At 59.6% G+C, this 19799-nt stretch carries 18 protein-coding genes; 3 read left to right on the forward strand and 15 right to left on the reverse strand.

Translation table 11 applies throughout. From position 1 onward, the window contains the following. Window positions 1-19 precede the first annotated feature (19 nt). Window positions 20-370, forward strand: a complete 351-nt coding sequence (locus I6E73_RS11355) for an HNH endonuclease (RefSeq protein ID WP_197125674.1) — start codon at window positions 20-22, stop codon at window positions 368-370. Window positions 371-387: 17 nt separating this feature from the next. Here the strand turns inward: I6E73_RS11355 and I6E73_RS11360 are convergent, their stop codons facing one another. Together I6E73_RS11360 and I6E73_RS11365 are read right to left on the reverse strand one after the other, a co-directional pair. Next, window positions 388-870: a DUF1003 domain-containing protein gene (locus tag I6E73_RS11360; protein WP_197125676.1), complete on the reverse strand. Its 483-nt coding sequence runs from the start codon at window positions 868-870 to the stop codon at window positions 388-390. Window positions 871-888: 18 nt separating this feature from the next. Continuing rightward, entirely contained in the window at window positions 889-2820 is a 1932-nt protein-coding gene (locus I6E73_RS11365; RefSeq protein WP_197125678.1) for a thioredoxin domain-containing protein, read from the reverse strand. A gap of 11 nt (window positions 2821-2831) precedes the next feature. Between I6E73_RS11365 and I6E73_RS11370 the strand changes: the two genes are divergently transcribed. Further along, window positions 2832-3602, forward strand: a complete 771-nt coding sequence (locus I6E73_RS11370; protein ID WP_197125680.1) for an MBL fold metallo-hydrolase — start codon at window positions 2832-2834, stop codon at window positions 3600-3602. 59 nt (window positions 3603-3661) lie between these two features. On the opposite strand, the gene I6E73_RS11375 is transcribed toward I6E73_RS11370, so the two are convergent. The 13 genes from I6E73_RS11375 to I6E73_RS11435 all read right to left on the reverse strand — a co-directional run bounded on the left by I6E73_RS11375 (window position 3662) and on the right by I6E73_RS11435 (window position 19141). Continuing rightward, window positions 3662-3955, reverse strand: a complete 294-nt coding sequence (locus I6E73_RS11375; RefSeq protein ID WP_197125682.1) for a hypothetical protein — start codon at window positions 3953-3955, stop codon at window positions 3662-3664. Between the two features lie 73 nt (window positions 3956-4028). After that, window positions 4029-5156 carry a hypothetical protein gene (locus I6E73_RS11380; RefSeq protein ID WP_197125684.1) on the reverse strand — a complete coding sequence of 376 codons (1128 nt, stop codon included), beginning with the start codon at window positions 5154-5156 and terminating at the stop codon, window positions 4029-4031. A 728-nt stretch (window positions 5157-5884) separates the two neighbouring features. Beyond that, a complete protein-coding gene (locus tag I6E73_RS11385; RefSeq protein WP_197125686.1) occupies window positions 5885-6352 on the reverse strand; it encodes a hypothetical protein in 468 nt (155 codons plus the stop codon). Between the two features lie 339 nt (window positions 6353-6691). Next, window positions 6692-8233 (reverse strand): RHS repeat-associated core domain-containing protein, encoded by a 1542-nt coding sequence (locus I6E73_RS11390; protein WP_197125688.1) that lies wholly within the window; start codon window positions 8231-8233, stop codon window positions 6692-6694. A 118-nt stretch (window positions 8234-8351) separates the two neighbouring features. After that, the gene (locus I6E73_RS11395; RefSeq protein ID WP_197125690.1) at window positions 8352-8711 is read right to left on the reverse strand and encodes a hypothetical protein; all 360 of its coding nucleotides are present in this window, start codon (window positions 8709-8711) and stop codon (window positions 8352-8354) included. Window positions 8712-8899: 188 nt separating this feature from the next. After that, window positions 8900-10366: an RHS repeat-associated core domain-containing protein gene (locus tag I6E73_RS11400; RefSeq protein ID WP_197125692.1), complete on the reverse strand. Its 1467-nt coding sequence runs from the start codon at window positions 10364-10366 to the stop codon at window positions 8900-8902. Between the two features lie 588 nt (window positions 10367-10954). Continuing rightward, entirely contained in the window at window positions 10955-11392 is a 438-nt protein-coding gene (locus I6E73_RS11405) for a hypothetical protein (protein WP_197125694.1), read from the reverse strand. Between the two features lie 21 nt (window positions 11393-11413). Beyond that, window positions 11414-16186 carry a PA14 domain-containing protein gene (locus tag I6E73_RS11410; RefSeq protein WP_197125696.1) on the reverse strand — a complete coding sequence of 1591 codons (4773 nt, stop codon included), beginning with the start codon at window positions 16184-16186 and terminating at the stop codon, window positions 11414-11416. After that, a complete protein-coding gene (locus I6E73_RS11415; protein WP_197125698.1) occupies window positions 16164-16886 on the reverse strand; it encodes a hypothetical protein in 723 nt (240 codons plus the stop codon). The genes I6E73_RS11410 and I6E73_RS11415 overlap by 23 nt, the downstream gene beginning before the upstream one ends. Window positions 16887-16954: 68 nt before the next feature. Further along, window positions 16955-17350, reverse strand: a complete 396-nt coding sequence (locus I6E73_RS11420; protein ID WP_197125700.1) for a hypothetical protein — start codon at window positions 17348-17350, stop codon at window positions 16955-16957. Between the two features lie 115 nt (window positions 17351-17465). Continuing rightward, window positions 17466-18047, reverse strand: a complete 582-nt coding sequence (locus tag I6E73_RS11425) for a hypothetical protein (protein WP_197125702.1) — start codon at window positions 18045-18047, stop codon at window positions 17466-17468. After that, window positions 18044-18658 (reverse strand): hypothetical protein, encoded by a 615-nt coding sequence (locus I6E73_RS11430; RefSeq protein ID WP_197125704.1) that lies wholly within the window; start codon window positions 18656-18658, stop codon window positions 18044-18046. The genes I6E73_RS11425 and I6E73_RS11430 overlap by 4 nt, the downstream gene beginning before the upstream one ends. A 327-nt stretch (window positions 18659-18985) precedes the next feature. Further along, the gene (locus tag I6E73_RS11435) at window positions 18986-19141 is read right to left on the reverse strand and encodes a hypothetical protein (RefSeq protein ID WP_197125706.1); all 156 of its coding nucleotides are present in this window, start codon (window positions 19139-19141) and stop codon (window positions 18986-18988) included. A gap of 69 nt (window positions 19142-19210) precedes the next feature. Here I6E73_RS11435 and I6E73_RS11440 point away from each other — a divergent pair, with 69 nt between their 5' ends. After that, complete coding sequence (locus I6E73_RS11440; RefSeq protein ID WP_197125708.1) at window positions 19211-19786, forward strand: helix-turn-helix domain-containing protein; 576 nt, start codon at window positions 19211-19213, stop codon at window positions 19784-19786. The last annotated feature ends 13 nt before the right edge of the window (window positions 19787-19799 follow it).

The raw sequence follows: 19799 nt of genomic DNA on the forward strand, positions 1-19799 counted from the left end.
GGTGCACTAACTTAGCCCTATGGCTGTGGCTCAGACTCGACGCGCGCGTGCTGCCCGACGCCGCAAACGCCGGGTCGATGCCGCCGACAACGATCTCACCGCCGAGCAGTGGGAATCGCTCAAGCGCGAGTGGGGCGGCTGCGCTTATTGCGCCACGGCCGCCACCGACTCTGCACTGCAGAAAGATTGCGTTCAGCCCATCTCTCGCGGTGGCAGCTACACCGTGGGCAACGTCGTTCCCGCCTGCGGTTCCTGCAACGCGAGCAAAAGCAACAGCGAAGTGACGTCATGGATGCGTCGCAAACGCCTCGATGAACGCGCTTTCCTCACGCAGTACGTGCACGTGCGGCAGGCGCTGGGCCTGATTTAGGCCCGTGACAGTTGCGCCTACAGTGGCGGCGTTGAATCTCCACCAAGTTTTTCTCGCACACTAATCCAGGCAGCACGATCTTCATCGAGACGTTTGAGGATCTCGTGCAGCTCGGCGATCACGATCGACTGTTGCTGGTTGAGGGCAAATACTTCTTCAATGTCGAGCTTCGCTGCCTCGTCGACTTCGTAATCGTGCTGGGCCAGCGCCGCAGAGATGCCGTCTTGCCGCTTCGCCGAGATGAGAAGGATTGCACCCTGCAGTCCCGCGAGCATGCTCAAGAAGAGGTTAAGCAGGATGTATGGATACGGATCCCAGTTCGCCGCAGTGAGCGAATTGACCGCCGCCCAGATTCCCATGAACGCCAGGAAGCCGATAACGAATACCCAGCTGCCCATCGAATTGCGCAACCGATCGGCCGCCCGCTGACCGGTGGTGAGGGAATCGTCGTGAACCCGGTGCCAATTTCGTGGTGCCTTGCGTGCGCTAGTGATCTTCATGAGGCTCAGCCTAGAGCGCTAGCGCGAAGCCAGCAGTGCCGTCAACGCCGCCGCATCTGTCAGCGGCAGGCGGCACACGAACTCTTCACACAGGTACGCCGTCGGTTCGCCGCCGGTAGCGGTGCGGGCAGCAAATAACTCGAAACCGGATGCCGCAAAAGCGTCGGCCTGAGTCTGCGAGACCGCAACACCAATGCCTCCAGCGCGGTGCAGCGTGTGAGCAAGACGCGTGAGCTCGCCGCCGCCTGTGGCGCTCTCGTCGGAGGCGTCGCCAGCCGCACCGGCAGCCCCGCCGCCCGCCTCATCTGCCGTCACGACGACGAGTTGGCGCAAGGGCGCACCGAGCTCCGACATGAGGGTGAGGGCGGTTCCGAACGAGATAGGTTGCTGGGCTGCGAGTTGGCCGACCAGCTTCATGGAAGCCTCGGCGGCATCCCTGTACGTGGCGTCGCCGGTGAGAGCGAAGAGGGTGTGCGCGGCGGCGGCCATGGCGCTGAGACCGCTGGGGTGGGCTCCGTCGCTGATGTCAGCTTCGGTCGACAGGCCCTGCGCGGCGAGCACGGAGTCGCTGCCACCGGGGAGGCCGAAGGGCGAGCTCCCCGAGCCCGCGGCTCCGGCTGCGAGCGCCCCGTCGACGAGGTCGCGGGCAGCGAGCGCGTAGCGAACCTCGCCGGTAGCGATGGAGAGTTCGAGCAGGCCTTGGGCGAGCATCCCGCTGTCTTCGAGGGTTGCTGCCGCGTCGGAGAGGATGCCGTCGATCGAGGTGCGCACGAGCCGTTGCCCCGCACCCGCACCACCAACACCCACATGCTCAGCAAGCAGGAAGTCAGCGGCACCGCGGGCCAGCGCGATCCACTCGGGGTTGCCGTGACGAGCGCCGGCGAGAGCAAGGGCTTCGATGGCCAGACCGTTCCAGCCGGTGAGGATCTTGTCGTCGCGGGGCGGGGCTTCGACGCGGGCGCGGCTCGCGGCATCCAGCGAATAGTAGAAGCCTTCAACACGTTTGCCGTCGACGGTGCTTTCAGAGTCGAGGCCTGACGCGAATGCTCCTGAGGGCAGCAACAACCGGTCGCGCAAGAACTCGGCGACGCCCGTCGCGATCTCAGCCGAGTCGGCGAGCGCATACGCGGCGAGCAGTTGGGCGTTGTCGTAGAGCATGCGTTCGTAGTGCGGATCGGTCCAGTCGGCTTGGGTGGAGTAGCGGAAGAAGCCGCCATCGACCGGGTCGCGCAGGGCGGATGCCGCCATTGCCGTCAGCGTGCGGTCGGCAAGGCCGGCTGCCTCGGGCGAGTGTTCGGCGGAGCGGGCACCGCGATCGAGGAGGAACCGTAACACCGGCGTGACCGGAAATTTGGGGGCGTCGCCGAATCCGCCATGGTCAAGATCTTCGGCGGCAGCGAGCGCATCAATTACGGGCGCGAAGTCGGCGACGAGCTCACTCTCCACACCGCGGCTTTGGGCGAGCGCCTGGGCAATCGCAGCACCGCTGGTCTCCACTTGCTCACGCCGCGCCGTCCACGCATCCGTCACCGATTCGAGCACTTGCCGGAAGGCCGGATGCTGCCCCACCGCGGTCGGCGGCCAGTAGGTGCCGGCAAAGAATGCGCGCCCCGCGGGCGTGACGAACACGTTGAGGGGCCAGCCCAGGTTGGGCGTGAAGGCGGATGCCGCCGCCAGATAGGTGGAGTCCACTTCGGCGTGCTCTTCGCGGTCGACTTTGATCGCCACGAAGTTGTCGTTGAGGTAGGCGGCCAGCACGGGGTCGCTGAAGGATTCGCGCGCCATTACGTGACACCAGTGGCAGGTGGAGTAGCCGATGGAGACGAGCACGGGCACATCTCGGCGTTCCGCTTCGGCAAAAGCTTCGGCAGACCACTCCCACCAGTCCACCGGATTGGTGGCGTGTGATCTCAGGTACGGGCTCGCAGCAGTTTCCAGACGATTGGGCATAGTCTCAGAGTATGTCGAAGTTGACCGTGACCTACATTGGCGGCCCCACCGCGTTGCTCGAATATGCGGGATTGCGCATCGTGACTGATCCCACCTTCGATGCCCCACAGCTCTACCCCGACGAGGGCGGTGTGCCGCTCACCAAGACGGCGGGTCCAGCACTGAGCCGAGCGGATGTTGGCGCTGTCGATCTCGTGTTGCTGTCGCATCACGAACACCAAGACAACCTCGACTACGAGGGACTCGAACTTCTCGCCACCGGCGTGCTGACGATCAGCACCATGAAGGCGGGCTCTGACCTCTTCGGCGGCGGCGTTGTCGGTCTCGACTCTTGGGAGTCTCGTGAGGTCGGCGCTGTCACCGTCACCGCAGTGCCCGCCCTGCATGGCCCTCCCGGTGCGGAAGCCCGGCTCGGCCCGGTCACCGGTTTCGTGCTGCAGGCCGAGGGCGAACCCACCATCTACGTCAGCGGCGACAACGCCTCCCTGCCGCTCGTACAGCAAATCGCCGACCGCTTCCCCGACATCAGTATCGCGGTGCTGTTCGCGGGTGCTGCCCGCATCCCTGCGGTCAACGGCCCTCTCACTTTGACGTCAGCGGATGCCGCAGAAGCCGCCCGTATCTTGGGCGTTAGCCATGTGGTCGGCCTCCACACCGAAGGCTGGGAACACTTCACCGAAACCCGCGCCGACCTCGAGGCTGCATTCGCAGGGACGGGGTTGCTCGTGGAGACGCCGCCGGGGGTTGCGGTGGGGATTGGGCGTTTGGCCTCGGAAGCGTAGAGAACTCCGTCGGCGCGATACTTCATGCGAAGTTGCTATTGACGATGCTCTAGCAACGCTTAGCCCACTGGCGATTTACGAGCCGCTCTCAGCACAATGCCTGTCTGGTCGTCGACAAGCGGCAACTCGTATCGACGGCTACTGATGGTGTTATAGCCCTTACTGGTTTCGACAATTTCTCTTGCTTCCACTCGGTTATATCCCAATAGCTGGACCCAAAGCGCAGCGAAAGCACCGAGTCCGAAACTCGCGAGCCCGATGTACAGCAATAAATCAAAGCCTTGAGTTCCCGCCACGACCAACGCTAGCGAAACTGCCATCAAGACGACGCTCCAAATCACGATCGAGCGCATCGTCTGATGTAAGCGGCGAGCAGAACAGCCCGGCCACAACTCAACTCGACCACTAGTAGACAAAACTGCCCCCCTACTCTTGAAGGTATTGGAACGATGTGACCGTTCCGATTGGCACATCGAATATCCCTCCGATTGTCAAGCTTTGACGCAACCCCACAGGCGCAGATCGCACCGCTGCTCCGAGGCCGAAGCCCATACCCACTGTTGCCAGACCAAATATACACATGCCAGTCTTCCCGCGGACACAGTCAATCGCAACAGCCGCGTAATTTGCGGCCGAAGACACTGCGTACAAAACAGCAGCGACTGGAAGACCAACCCCTGTCGCCGCGAGCGCAAGCGAGACCACCCCAGTGGCTACTGCTACCGCGGATAACCCAAGACCAAAATTTGCCCAGTTCTTATCGTTTTGAGCCGCTGACACTGGAACAGGGCGGGGTGCGGCAATGAAGTGACCACAAACCGAAGATCGCGAAGTCGTACACGGAGGAAGAGGTCGATTGGCTTGGAACATTACTCGAGCTTTAGTTCCGTAACGCTCCGCCCTATCCGCAGTCATCTCGCCACTGAGGTCCAGCTCGTTGATCGGGTCAGCAGGATAGTCATAAGCATTAGTCACCCCGCCCTCAACAGGGTCCACCTCTAGGAACCTGCCAAGCCCGGCAACATACTGCCTGGCACCCATCTCGATCGTTGCGATCGAACCTTGGTGTTCATACAGCTTCCGATGTGCACCCACGAAGGCGTAATCTGCGTCGCCCGGCGAGGTATCCGTGACCGCGTCATCCGCCACCTCAGTACCGATGTCGCCCGTGACCGGGTCGATCGGTTGCCCGAACGGATCAAATGCTGCCCGTGCACCAATCCGGATACCAACATGGTCGGTGAGGATGATCGAGTCACCATGCAAATTCGGGTACGACCACCGCGCATCCGCACCCACCGGCAGTGACACACTCACCCCGCCCGGCAACGACAGCGTCTCCTCAATCAGAGCACCGGCACCATCCAGCACACCAAACAGGCCACCAGCAGTAAATGTGTAACGAACAACCTCTGGCGACCCGCCGGGTGCGGTGGAGCTGCGCTGAACAATCCGCCCCGTCGCATCCCGCACGTATTCGATTACGGTGCCGTCATCCAAGACCGTCTTCATATGCCGGTCAGCACCGTCATAGAACAGTTGCTGATCAGCCAACCTGGTCGTATTGCCCTGCGCATCATACGTCAGCGTTGCAGCGCCTAGGCTGCTGGAGAGCAGAGTGTTTGCCCCTGCCGGAGCACCCGCCACCGCCGAAGGGAACAGGCTAACGGTCACCACACACACGGGGGGGGGGGGGGGATCTACACAATCGGCATTGTCGCATCGACACTTTCTTACGCCGAGGCGTGCAGTTCAGCAGCTTTAGGGGTTCGAAAACGCAATCCACTTGGTGCGAAAATTGGCGCTACGCCCCAAGTAACATCCCGAACACCGTTGCTGAAGCTCCCAGAGTGAAAAACAAAATGCTGCCAACTTTAGCGATGAGCACCAATTGTTCTCGTGACCGGGACAGAATTCCGCGCCCCTTCAAATTTCGGTGAACCAATTCAGCCCACGCATACCTCGCGAAGAACATCACAACTCCAGCTAGGGCAGTCATCAACCCGACCTCAATCAATTGGGGCCCCAAGACAGTCACCACAGCTCCACCATCCCCCGAGTATTACGTATCGCCTGCGTTGCAGCCAGCCCCCGCTCTAGGCGCCCAGCTTGCTCCCGTATGGCGAACTGGGAAGCCAGAATCCCCACCGACTCCGATCTCTCCGTACGCGGCACCAGGGCCGACCTCGAAGCTTCGCTCGCGGGGCCGGGGTTGCTCGTGGAGACACCGCCAGGGGTTGCGGTGTGAGTTGGGCACTCGCCTGCTTGGGCGTAGCAGAAGGCTAATCCCCATCCTGAAGGTCGCCTTGTGTCTGCTTCTCCCGCGCGGGTTGACGGTTCGACCAAAGCGCGAACCACACAGCTCCGATAAACGCCGTAGCAATTGGCACCCAAACCAAACTCTGGATTTCCATGATTGGGCCTAGAACCAAGATAGCGACGACGGCGACACCTAGCGCCGAGAGGCCGGAAACAACGGAAACTAACACCGTCTCCAGCCTGCCGTTGATACTCAGCACACCTCGAACCGCGAGTCCAACTCCCGCACTAAGCAAGCCCATAACTCCTCCGACGACTAACGCGAGCACAATTGCTATCGGCAGGAAAATGAAGAACATATCAACGTTGACGCTACGGCTAAAGAGTATTGCGAGTGCGAGAAGAAGCCCCGCGGCGGCGCCGAATAGCAGACCGTAAGGGGCAACGACGAAGGGTCGGACCGTAAGCGTTCGCTTGAGCCTTCGAATCATTTGGTCCTACAGCTCTCCAATAGTTGGGTCGCTTTCACTTGAGCCAGCGCACGGGCCCTGACAGAGGCCGCCAACCGAAATGAAGTTTCTCTAGGGCCTGTTCATCTTCAGATCCATATGGGATCCAGTCAATAGCCCATTCCGTTTCTATCCAGTCGACGATGTCATCGCCCTCGAAGTGCATGTCGCCCGGGATTCCGGGTGTTGGAGAAGGATGCACCACTACGGTCCACCATTCCGGGAGCGTGTCTGGATAAACAAACACATAGCGCCCTTGCCAGGGGCCGGAATTGGCGAGACCAACTCGGCCCTGACTACCCCAAAACTCCAGAGCACGAGTCATTCTAAAATCGGCCCCAATGGTTGACGTGGAGGTTGGAGTATAAGTGACTCCCGCGGTTTCCGTATGTAAGGTTCGAAGATACACCGAATCTTCCTTTTGAAGCCCCCCCGAAAACCAGCCGAACCGTTTTGAATCCAGCCTGACCCACTTCTGGAACGGTCACGGATGGCCGTGTGTTGCCACGATCTTGTCCACACTCGCCCAGCAATTGCAGCGGCGGGCCTACTCGCGGAGACACTCGCCACGTTACCTGCACCGGGCGTAAGTCGACGTGTGGCATTCAGCACTTTCAACACACCGCTACCTATGCTCGCTGTACCTCCGCCAACCGCGCCCAGCAGACCTCCAACCACGCCCGCTGAGACGAATCCCATCGCCGAATACTCGCTTGCGTCCGTAGTGACGGCGTATGTTGCGACTCCTGCGGCAATGCCGATCACCGCACCGACGACGACCCCACAAACTACCGTTGCCGCACAGGCGATACCTGCGGCGACAACTGCCACCGTCGCTGCAACTGCTATGAATACGCTCCAGAAACCACCGGAATCGGAATCAGCACTCATACCAGACAGGTCGAGCTGGTTGATCGGGTCAGCCGGGTAGTCATAAGCATTCGTCACCCCACCCTCAACCGGGTCAACCTCTAAGAACCTGCCAAGTCCGGCAACATACTGTCTGGCACCCATTTCAATCGTGGCGATCGAACCCTGATGCTCATACAACTTCCGGTGCTGCCCCACGAACGCGTAGTCCGCCTCCCCCGGCGAGGTGTCAGTGACCGCGTCATCCGCCACCTCAGTACCGATGTCGCCGGTGACCGGGTCGATGGGTTGCCCGAACGGATCGAACGCAGCTCGCGCACCGATGCGAACACCAACATGGTCGGTGAGGATGATCGAGTCACCATGCAAGTTCCGGTATGACCACTTCGCATCCGAAGCCACCGGGAGTGACACGCTCACCCCGCCCGGTAACGACAGAGTCTGCTCAATCAACGCACCGGCACCATCCAACACACCGAACAGGCCACCCGCAGTAAACGTGTAACGGATAACCTCTGCCGCCTCACCCGGCGCGGTCAAGGTGCGTTGCACGATCCGCCCCGTCGCATCCCGAAGATATTTGATCTCGGTGCCGTCATCCAACGCCGTCTTCATGTGGCGGTCGGCGCCGTCATAGAACAGTTGCTGATCAGCCAACCTCGTCGTGTTGCCATGCGCGTCATACGTCAGACTTGCCGCACCCAAATTTGTGGACAGCAGAGTGTTTGCCCCTGCCGGAGCACCCGCCACAGCCGTCGACACCAACCGGTCAGACCCGTCATAACAGTAATCAGTGGTGATCGGGGTGCCGGCATCCTTGACATCAGAGAACGACGTGCGATTACCGTTACGACCGGCAAGATCACTCGCCCCCACAGCACACGTGGTATCGCCGAAACCATACGAGAGCACATGCCTCGGGATGACCGCCTGGGTCAAACGACCAGCAGCATCGAAGGTGTAAGTCGAGGTTTCCGTACGCGGATCAGCCACCCACGAGTCCGACAAACTGTTCTGAATGATCCGGCCCGACTGCGACCGCACCACAGAATCAGACACCACCGTGGCATCCGGGAAACTCCAACTGAAACCAGTACCCGCACCAGCTTCATTACGGGTTGGGGTTCACCGTGGGGTTCACCGTGGGCTTCGCCCAGAGAATGGTCAACGTGATCGCTGCCGCAAAGGCTACGAAGCTGATTGGGCTGTAGATGGCGAACGTACCGAGCACAGTACGCTCTTGCTCGTACCCAATCACATTCCCGATTGAAGTTCCCATCGTTATCTGGGGCCAGAGCGAACCGAAAGTCACGCCGACTATCGACCACAGGCTTAGAACAATAAATCGCTTGATCGAGTATCGGCCGCCCCAACGTCCAGATGTTGGTTGGTGGGCGAAGAATATTGCCGTGGCGATGACAATAAGCGTGAAGACTGGCCAAGGTAAAGTGCTGATCATGATTGATGACAAGCTGCCTGTCTTACCAATCGCAAACATTTGTCTGTAAGCCTCGTGGAGCGAATCGGATATCTCGAGTGGCAACCGCGAGTATATGAGGACTGCCCCGTACGCGAACCAGCCGAGAGAAACGGCGATAAGGATTACGATTCCGGCGACCGGCGCAAATCGCCTGAGCCTACTATTTGACCCGTTGTTCATCACCAATTGCACGCGCCCCCAAGCGCCCAACCATCTGTTGGGTTTCCGATTCTACCGCCAGAGTTGCCCATCCAATAGGGATTCGACGTCCGATACAACTCGATGTCGTATTCCCTCGAAAGGTCAGCGATGCCGCCCAAGGCGTGACATTGCCACTGCTGCGCCCCGGTGTCTTGACCGAGAATGCCACCCGGGAAATACTTCATCTCGCCGTAACGAGGTCTTATTGTGTTTTCCCACTCGGACGTTATGAGCGCACCATGGAGCGCTCCTGGTTGTGAGAGCGCGGCCCCGAGAGGTGTCATCGTGACAGTGAGAACCAAGCCCTCCTGCTTAAGATGGAGGCGGGAACTTCCTACAAGCCAGTTGCCTGGGTATGTTTTTCTTCCTCCATATTTTCTGATGATGACAGCATTTGTTTGGCGATTCATCGAAGCCGCAATGGCTGCTTTCTTGGCCAATGCCTTTCGTTCCATATTCTCTGCCAGCCCCTCGCCGCTCAAGTCGAGTTTATTGATCGGGTCAGCCGGATAGTCATAAGCATTCGTCACCCCACCCTCAACAGGGTCAACTTCGAGGAACCTGCCAAGCCCGGCAACATACTGCCTGGCGCCCATCTCGATCGTGGCGATCGAACCCTGATGCTCATACAACTTCCGATGCTGCCCTACGAACGCGTAATCCGCCTCGCCCGGCGAGGTGTCCGTGACCGCGTCATCCGCTGTCTCTGTGCCGATGTCACCGGTGACCGGGTCGATGGGTTGCCCGAACGGATCAAACGCCGCCCGCACACCAACCCGAGCACCGAGGTGGTCGGTGAGGATGATCGAATCCCCATGCAGGTTCAGGTACGACCACTTCGCATCCGCGGCCACAGGTAGTGACACATTCACCCCACCGGGCAATGACAGAGTCTCCTCGATCAGAGCACCGGCACCATCCAACACACCAAACCTGCCACCAGCAGTAAACGTGTAGCGGATGACCTCCGCGTCCTCGCCCGGTGCTGTGGAGCTGCGCTGAACAATCCGCCCCGTCGCATCCCGCACATATTTGATCTCGGTGCCGTCATCCAACGCCGTCTTCATGTGGCGGTCGGCGCCGTCATAGAAAAGTTGCTGATCAGCCAACCGGGTCGTGTTGCCATGGGCGTCATACGTCAGAGTTGCCGCACCCAGATTTGTTGACAGCAGAGTGTTCGCCCCGGCCGGAGCACCCGCCACCGCCGTCGACAACAACCGGTCGGACGCGTCATAACAGTAATCAGTCGTGATCGAGGCACCCGCGTCCTTCACATCAGAGAACGACGTGCGGTTACCGTTACGCCCCGCAAGATCACTCGCCCCCGCACCACACGTGGTGTCACCGAAACCATACGCGAGCACATGCCTCGGGATGACCGCCTGGGTCAAACGACCAGCAGCATCGAACGTGTAGGTCGAGGTTTCGGTACGCGGATCAGCCACCCACGAATCCAACAGAGTGTTCTGAATAATCCGGCCCGACTGCGACCGCACCACCGAATCCGACACCACCGTGGCATCCGGAAAACTCCAACTAAAACCAGTACCCGCACCAGCCTCATCGCAGCCTCCACCCGCAACGATGCCGTCAACGAGCTCCTAACCCTGACCCTAAGCGGATGCCGCAAAGGCAGCCAATATCTTGGGCGTTCACCACGTGGTCGGTCTCCACACCGAAGAGTGGAACACTTCACCGAAACCCGGGGCAATCTTGACGCTGCGTTCGCGGGGACTGGGTTGCTCGTGGACACGCCGCCAGGAGTTGTGGTGGAGGTTGATGTTCTTCGCCAGCTGCACTGGTTCAGCGAAGGCTACATCTGCCAGGAACAATCACGCGGCGCCGCAGAGCCTACTGTGACTTGCTGTGCTCCAAGGGATTGGACGCGAGACTGAGGTGAGCTGAAGACTCATCTTGGTTCTTGCTCAACCCTTCATCGACGATCGTCGCTATCGAGACACGAATTACTGTCATCACGGTGCGCCACATCGCGTCGACCGTCCAAGAGCATCGATCAGTGCATCCGCTGCATTTCAGCCATCGCGACCTACCCTTGTGAATCTAAAAACTTGCTTGAATGTGTCAACGATCGACAAGTGAAGCTTGAGGCAATCGTCGTCAGCGTGCAACTTCACAAACGGAATTTTAAACGCCCGAGATTTCTCGTTCGACCAGCGGCCATCAAGGTACGCGAGCGCGGCGCGAACGTAGTATTCGAGAATCTCCCGCACATCGTCGTCGGGTGTGAGATCGCTCGTTTGGCCAGTGACAAAGCCACCCGCGACCCCAAGTTCGAACCAGCCGTCTCCCGGCGTGGAGATGACCGCGTAATCTCCGGAATCTGAGGTTGAGACAAGCTTGAGGAATGTGTAGTTGTGCGGCATCACTCCAGCCATGCCTACCTCAGAGTGCACTTCAGACGCTGATGGAGCAAGTTCACGCAAGAGCTCTTGTGCATCAGATACGTTCATTTTGTGTTCCCATGCCAATTCTTATCTCAGAGTCCAATATTTACTGAAGCGGATCGGACGATATATATCGAAGCCAACCTTTTCACGTGATAGGTGCAGATGAACGGGCAGAAAGCGTTTCTTCAACGGAGAAAGTTTCTCCCAGTATTTAGGTGCGGCGCCCAATGACACCCTGTTCACCGTTCCAGGCGTCTGGGGCCCCCAACGTATGACGGGTTTAACGAACTTGCGAACCGCCGCCATACTCGCAGAGACGCCAACTTTTCTCAGACCGACAGCTAAAAGCCCGCCCGGAATCAGTACGCTAAGAGCGGTAGCCGCTGTTTCTGCGTACACCATCTCATCTTCGGTCACTGGATCAAAGCGCTCGCACCCTCGATACCCGTCCCAGCTACCACAAGTTCTATCTTCATCGGCCCCGTTTACGCCGCAAGCTACGTCCCACGAGCAGCGCCCGCTCAAATCGAGTTGGTTGATCGGGTCAGCCGGGTAGTCATAAGCATTCGTCACCCCACCCTCAACCGGGTCAACCTCTAAGAATCTGCCAAGTCCGGCAACATACTGCCTGGCACCCATCTCGATCGTCGCGATCGAGCCCTGATGCTCATACAGCTTCCGGTGCTGACCAACGAAGGCGTAATCCGCATCGCCCGGGGAGGTGTCCGTGACGGCATCATCCGCGACCTCTGTGCCGATGTCGCCGGTGACCGGGTCGATCGGTTGCCCGAACGGATCAAACGCCGCCCGCGCACCAATCCGGATACCAACATGGTCGGTGAGGATGATCGAGTCACCATGCAAATTCGGGTACGACCACCGCGCATCCGCCCCCACCGGCAGTGAAACACTCACCCCGCCCGGCAACGACAGGGTCTCCTCAATCAGAGCACCGGCACCATCCAACACACCAAACATGCCACCAGCAGCAAACGTGTAACGAATAACCTCCGGCGACTCGCCCGGTGCTGTGGAGCTGCGCTGAACAATCCGCCCCGTCGCATCCCGCAGATATTCGATCTCGGTGCCGTCATCCAACACCGTCTTCATATGCCGATCAGCACCGTCATAGAACAGCTGCTGATCAGCCAACCGCGTCGTGTTGCCATGCGCGTCATACGTGAGGGTTGCCGCACCCAGGTTTGTCGAGAGCAGAGTGTTCGCGCCTGCCGGAGCACCCGCCACTGCCGTCGACAACAACCGGTCAGAGGCGTCGTAACAGTAATCCGTTGTGATCGGGATGCCGGCATCCTTCACATCAGAGAACGACGTGCGATTACCGTTACGACCGGCAAGATCACTCGCCCCCGCAGCACACGTGGTATCGCCGAAACCATACGAGAGCACATGCCTCGGGATGACCGCCTGGGCCAAACGGCCTGCAGCATCGAACGTGTAAGTCGAGGTTTCCGTTCGCGGATCAGCCGCCCACGAATCCGACAGAGTGTTCTGAAGAATTCGACCCGACTGCGACCGCACCACCGAATCCGACACCACCGTGGCATCCGAGAAACTCCAACTGAAACCAGTACCCGCACCAGCCTCATTACGAGTGATGCTGCCCAGACTGCTGCCATTGGCATATGCCACCGACTCCAGAAGCTGTGTAGCCGTGGCATACGACGGCGTCGCAATGGCAACGTCGTTGTGCTTGACCACGGTCACCTTGCCGTCAGCGTCGTACTCGAAAGACTGCTTGCCGGTCACACCGCCAGCACCAGCAGTGACCGTGGTGACCGAAGTCACACGACCCGTCTTCGTCTCGTATTCAGGCGTCGTCACCGTGCCCCACACATCCGTGTACTTCACCGTGCGGCCGAGAAGGTCACTGGTTGCGGTGATGATGCCAGCCGAATCCGTAGTCGTCACAACCATTTCATCGCCGTCAAAGGCATAGGTTGTCGTGGTCGTGCGGGCCGCGGACGAACCGAATGCAGACAGCACACTCGAGGTTGCCCTGCCGCGATCGTCGAAGTAGTTACAGCTCCAACTCGTGTCGCCGGAACGCTTCGTTCCGACCGTGCGCCCCCACAAGTCATAAACGAATTCCGTCACCACGGCACTGCCCACAGCGGGCGTTGCGCCGGTCGAAGTCTTCATGAAGCCGTGCTGCGGTGTACTCAACGGAACCCCACACACCTCAGCCGCGAAACCGGCCTCGGCCAGAGTCTCGGTGTCGCCGTAGTAAACCGAGGAGTTGCCCTCCGACGCGGCCGGCGCGGAGGCCCCTGCCGCGGCAACCGCAGCAGGAAGGTGACGTGTCAGACGACGCAGGTACCCGCTTCCGCCCGGAGCTTCGTAACTTTCCGCCGTCGTCAACGCCAACCCGTCGGGGTCAATCGTTGTGCTCGTCGCCGCGCCCAACCACGGGTGCTCATACTGCAGCGAAGTCACGATGTCGGGCATCTGCGCATCAGACAGCCCGCTCGATACCGGTGCTGAATCGTGCACGGTGGTGCGGTTCGCCAGCCCATAATCGGGCGAGAACGCAGAGCCAGGAACCGTTGTCCAAGTCTCCGACCCTGGCACCTTCCACTGCAGATCCAACTTGGCATTGCCCGTGCGATCCGCATACGCCAGACGGATGCTCTTCGTTTGACCCGCCGTGACCGCAGGGATATCGCGCTCAGCAGACGTGTGAGCGTTCTCCCCCGCCCAGTCGCCGATCACCAAAATGTCATCGATCCACAACTGCGTCGCGTCATCGGCGACCGTGCGGAAGTTGTAGACCCCAGCATCCGGGAACGTGATCAAACCAGTAGCCCGAAGTGACCAATTATCGGTGACGCCCAGCCCTGCCGGTGCTGCTGCGCCCCAGTCCTTGGCCAGCGCGCCACCGGGGCCCTCCAGCCCAAAGTTGAATGCCTTCGGGGAGCCCGACAAAATCGGGTTCGAGTAGAACGCGACGTGCAAACCCTCAAGTGAGTCATCGAACGCGGTCTCAGTGTGCGCAGGCACAATCGCACAGGACGGCAAAGGCAGCCGGTCCGTGCCGAAGCACGTTGTCGGCGCTGGACCATAACTATCGGTCGCGCGATCTTCGCCGTCGTAGATCGTTGTCGTCATCAGTCCGGTGGCATCCGTCGCCGACAGAATCATGTCGTCGTCGTTCCACACCTGTGATGCGGTGAGTCCCATCGCGGATGTTGCCGTCAGTTGACGCCAGGCCAAGTCAAAGGTGACTGTTTTGGCGTGGGCGCCAGAAGGAACCGTGAGGCCGTCAACGTCTACATAGGTGCTGCTGCCGTTGTAGGTGTAAGTCTTCTTGGGACGATCCGCAGCCGTCGTGCCATCGGGTGCCGGCAAAGTCACCGACGTTGCCTTACCTTCAGCATCGTAGGCAATCTCGACAGTCGACTCCGCTGCCGGAGTATTCGGCGTCGCCGCGAGCCAGTCGTTAGCAAGCGAATCGCGGATGGACGACATGCGGCCCTCGGTGTCATACCCGAAGCTCGACAACTCGTTGCCGGGATCAAGAATCGCGGCCAACTGCCCGTTGCTGTTGTAGAACAGGCGGGTCGTGTCATCCGCACCCTCGACATGGCCAGGGTAAATGATGCGACACAACATGTTCGCCGGTGGCGCTGCATAATCGAGGCCCGACTCGAACGGACAGGCATTTCCTGACAGGTCGGTCGAATCGGTTATCCCTAGGCCGACATCGCCAACAACATCGCCAGAATAGGCGAAACGGACCTCGCGAGAGTATGTCGGCGGAGACGTCGCCGGTAGCACCTCAGAAAGCGGATCCGAAATCCGGTCAATCTGACCAGTACCCTCCCGGTAGTGCACGATCGGTGTCGCAGGCTTCTGTGAATCTGCCGGGCTCGTTACCGAACCCACCTTGCCCTGCGCGGTGAACGAATAGACCGTGCCGTCATCTTCAGTGAGAATGACCAACCCCGCACCATCCACCGAGAGCACACCGTACTCACCCTTCGGCGTTGTGTACCCGCCCGCAGACTTCTTGGCGTAGATATGCACGGAGCCGGAGATGTCGGTGAGGGTCACCGATGACTCGGTGACAGTCGCCGAAGCGTAGACACCAGAGTTACCGTTCACCGGCGCGGAACCGTTCCACCCGAAAGGCAGAACCGGAATCTCTGTCGTAAACCAGTCCGGCGGAACCTCCATCGCCGTTGCAGCACCGTCGAATTTCACGAGAAGCTTGACGTTGGCCGCACCTGTGGCCTGGTAGTAGTCGAATTGGAAGCGCGCAGGAACGCCCGCGGTCAACGAAATGGGGGTGGCGGGGAGATCTTTCGCGCCGGTCGTCCAGGCGCTAAGCAATTCAGTATCCGCGACGCGCAACTTCACGCCGTCATCGCCTACGACCTCGAACACATACTCGCCAGTGCCACCCGTGGGCGGAGTAATGAAACCTGTCCATCGAACCAAGAAGTTTTCTTCTGGCACTGCCGGCGCACGTGACTCATCAGTCCACTCGAACGACACTGCTGGGTCTGTGCGCACCAGCACCGGCTGTTTGTCATCAAAATCAAAATCCGGGGTGGATGTCGGCGATGCTTTCGCGTTGTAGTAGCTACCGATAAGCCCCTTCTTGGAGGCGGGCGATCGCAGCGAGTTATAGGCGAACGACATGCCCATCGGCCCGCCGACAGTCGACACCATCGGCGACGTGAAGCCCAAGCTCACGTTACCGTTCGCAAGGTTGACAGAGACGGGACCTGCAGCATCGGTCGGAGCGGGACCCGCCGAACCGATGCGCTGGTCTACCTTGAATGAATTAACCCACGACGGGTCGATGCTGTCGTCAACACCGTCTTTGGTTTGCACGACCCAGGTGTAGGTACCACCGTCTTGCAGGGTTCCCGCTGGAACTTCCCACGATGGCGTCGGCAACCAACCCGAAGAAAGGCAGCGCGATATACAGCAGAACGGTGTTCCCTTGAGTGCCAACAAACCCAACGATGCCCGACACCAGCATCACAAGCAGTGCCACTCCCGCGACAGCATTCTGCTGCCTGTGGAGGCGAAGCGCTGACAGGCCAGGCAACAGAGAAACTCGATTGCTGGCCGACGAATCCGGTCCGTGGGACCCAGCTAACATGTGCGCCTTGGGGTTCCAGCGGTTCGCCCCGACCCCTGGCTCTCCCGAGTTCTGCTCCGCGGGAGGAACATCAGACTCCAGTTCCACAATGACGCCCTGGACTACCCCGGTTACGTCCAACCGCCACCGGACGTCGATCTCGCTCAATTCAGTCTCACGGTGGGCGCCAAGTAGACGCTCCCAGTCGAGATCAGCGAGGTAGTCAAGAGATATTTGCACCGCGAAGAATGTCTCCTCGACAGCCTCGTCGAAAGGAGACAACTCGATCTCCAGACCGATAGACGGATCGAGCTCAAACAACTCGTCGCAGAGCAGATCCCGCTCCTCTGGGCTAAGCCCAAGTAGGTATCGTCTGAGATTGCTCAGTTCTTCAATATCGGCGGGCACAGCTACGGAATTCATCCTGCCGTCTGCGGATCTCCACATCGAAGTTGCCTCTCTATTGAATAGTGATGACTATTCCACACGAAATTACATCGGCAGCGCTTGTCGAGTTAGCGATTTCGGAACGGACGATACTTCGCACCGAACCAACGCTTGACCCGAGACGACAACGAACGACTATCGACCTCGTACCCCACAAACATCTGGAAGCCAACCAGCAGTTCGAAATGCCAGCGCTCAGATTGCTGCTCAAGCGCAGCGATCACGCCCTCTCCCAGATCCGGGACATTAGGGCCCACCGTCAAGACGATTTCCTCGGGCAAGTAAGTATCCTCGAATTGCTCCTCCTCGTGAGGGTCGAAGCTCTCCAGCTTGGGCCGATTGACGACATCGTCGATGTAAGCATCGAGCTTGTGAATAGTGGCTCGCAGCTCCTTGCCGCTAGCCCTGCGCACGCGCTGAACTAGCTCCGGGCTGAAAGCCTCTTCATAGTCAGTGATCGCCACCGAGTGTTGCACTCCGTCGCTGTCTCTCCACATACGGTTCCTCTCCCCCGAAGCCAAACATAGATTGGCGGGATTCAAACTCTCAACATCGCGGATGCGTGCAGTGCGAGTGCTGCTATCCGCCAGGAACGTGACCTGTTTTCGTTTCGGAAAGCTGAGCATCGGATGCAGCTTCGCCTGCACGCGCGATGGCCATGGTCTGCTCGATTGGTGCGCCGGCTATGTACGCTCTCACCTGCCGCACCTGCAGTTCCGACAACCGTGCGCGCGTAGTTGTTGCCATTCCTAGCCGTCGTTGCGTGTCATCCAAAAGGTCAAGCTGAAGCTCTCGTGTTCCGCGAGACGGCTTCGGAGAAGGCATCATGCTCAGCGAGATACTGAAACAACCTTCCAGCTCCGAACGATTTACCGTGATGGTGCGCCACAGGGTACGGGCCACGATCCGATCGTCATACAACCACACTCCCAGGAAGAGCGACCGAATCGACGCCACGATGATGGCAACAGGTGGAATGGCAGCGATGAGCAGCTCTGGTTCTTGCGCCAGGTCCGCGCGATACAGCGAGACGACGACACCAATCAATACCGCGATTCCGGCGGGAACAAAACGGTACTGAAGATAACGGCCTGAGCGGATGACCCGTACCCGACGTGGCCGCACTGCCGGAAGGCTGCTGTCGACATCACTCTTCGTCATGCTTGCGCTGTCCGAGAATCACTGACCGCGCCGAGGCGCAGGTTCTCTAGCGACCTAACGAGTGCTTGGTGAGCGGCTCGATCCACGATTTCCAGTCGAAGCGGTCGCATGGAGAGCGACGAAATCGTGACACTCGGGGCACCCGATTTTCCATCTATCTTAACCGCGGGATAGTGAAGGCCGTTTATTTCGTATCTGGTTACTGAGACCTTGGCGACATCCCGCCACGAGATGGTCATGAACTCCCGAGGTTCTCGATGCCCGCCCCAGAACGTGAGACCTACGTCATCGGCCACAGTAGTGAAATTCTTATTTGTTTTGACCTCCTCAGCATTTATTTCAGGCTCCCACCGGTCAATGCCGTTAGCCGTCGATAACACGATCGCTTTCGGAAACCGTTGCGCAAGAACTCGGTGGCGCACCTTGAACTTTTGAAGGGAAAGTAGATATGCAGACGGCCCGACAAGACAGAGAAGCGCCAAAATAGCAAGCGAGAGAGGAACCAGTGGAGGGGTTAGGGATTCGGGGTTGTTGATCGCTCCAAACCAAAATGCGAACATCAGGCCGCTCATCAAAACGAGGAAACCGCCAAGAAAAACAAAGGAGCTCACAGTTAGAGGCACCACAGCGGCGCTAGAGCGACTCAATCTTTCGCGGCCCTCAGCGCTCATAGCGTTCGTCCTGCCTGGCAGAGCTGGGCTCGGGCAAATCGAGGCTCCGGCTCTCGCCGAGCGGAAGAAGCCTGACATCCGGCGCTCACGATATCGGCCAAAAGCCAGCCCCTGTATTCATGAGTGCAAATCTACTTCGTGCTGGCATTCGAACGCCAGAGGGCGGAGCTAGACCGAATCTGCCGCTCGTAGGCAACGCGGCCCTCAGTCGGCTCCTGCAGCGCTCATTGCCACCGCGTGCCTCCACCCCAACCCGATGACGCATCATCAACGGATGCGCGAGATCACCGCGATCTCGTCCGGCTCGCGCCGATAGATTCCGGCACTGTACTCGTCTGAGGGGTCGATGGGCTTGCCTTCCTCGGGTTTCAATAGTTCTCGGTGGTTTGTCGCCTTCGCGAACAGCCCGATGAGCGGAAGCATCCGAAGTTGGCTGAGCGTGCCAAAATATGGTTTCTAAGCTATTTGTGGGAAAGAACGGCGGTGACCACTATGGCTAATGCATCCACGCTGGTTCGCGCTGCCCGAAAAAGTCGACGCCTCACTCAAGAGCAGCTTGCTTCTCGTTCCTCGATCGATCAGGGCAGCATTTCGCGGTCAGAACGAGGGCGCGACGCAAGCTTCGACACGATTGACCGCCTCTTAGCTGGAGCGGGGCACCGGCTGTATTCCGCCCCCACTCGCCGGGACGACGCCGCAACCGCCGCTACCGAAATCCGTCACCAGCTCGCAGCCGGCGACAAGGACAGGGCTCTTCGGGTACTGCTGCAACTCAACGACAACCTTGTAGCCGAGCACGGGCTGATTCGCGGAGTCCTCGGGCTTGCCGAGCCCGAGTCGACTCGAGACCCGGTGTGGGATGCCGCACTAGCAGCGCTTGTAGCGTGGCGACTCGCAGACGAGGGCATTCCTCTGCCGCAGTGGGTTGATCTCCCCCACCGGTTCCTCAGCAAACACCGAACTCTTGACGTAGATCCCGCAGACCCTGTTGCTCCACTCGCCGAAGTCCCCGCCGAGTTCGCTAAACGCGGCGTCCTTGCGTGGCGTGACACGTTCGAGAGCGTGTAGTCGTGGCAACCGC

Origin of the sequence: Salinibacterium sp. SWN248 (assembly GCF_015864575.1) — a bacterium.
Lineage (GTDB): Bacteria > Actinomycetota > Actinomycetes > Actinomycetales > Microbacteriaceae > Rhodoglobus.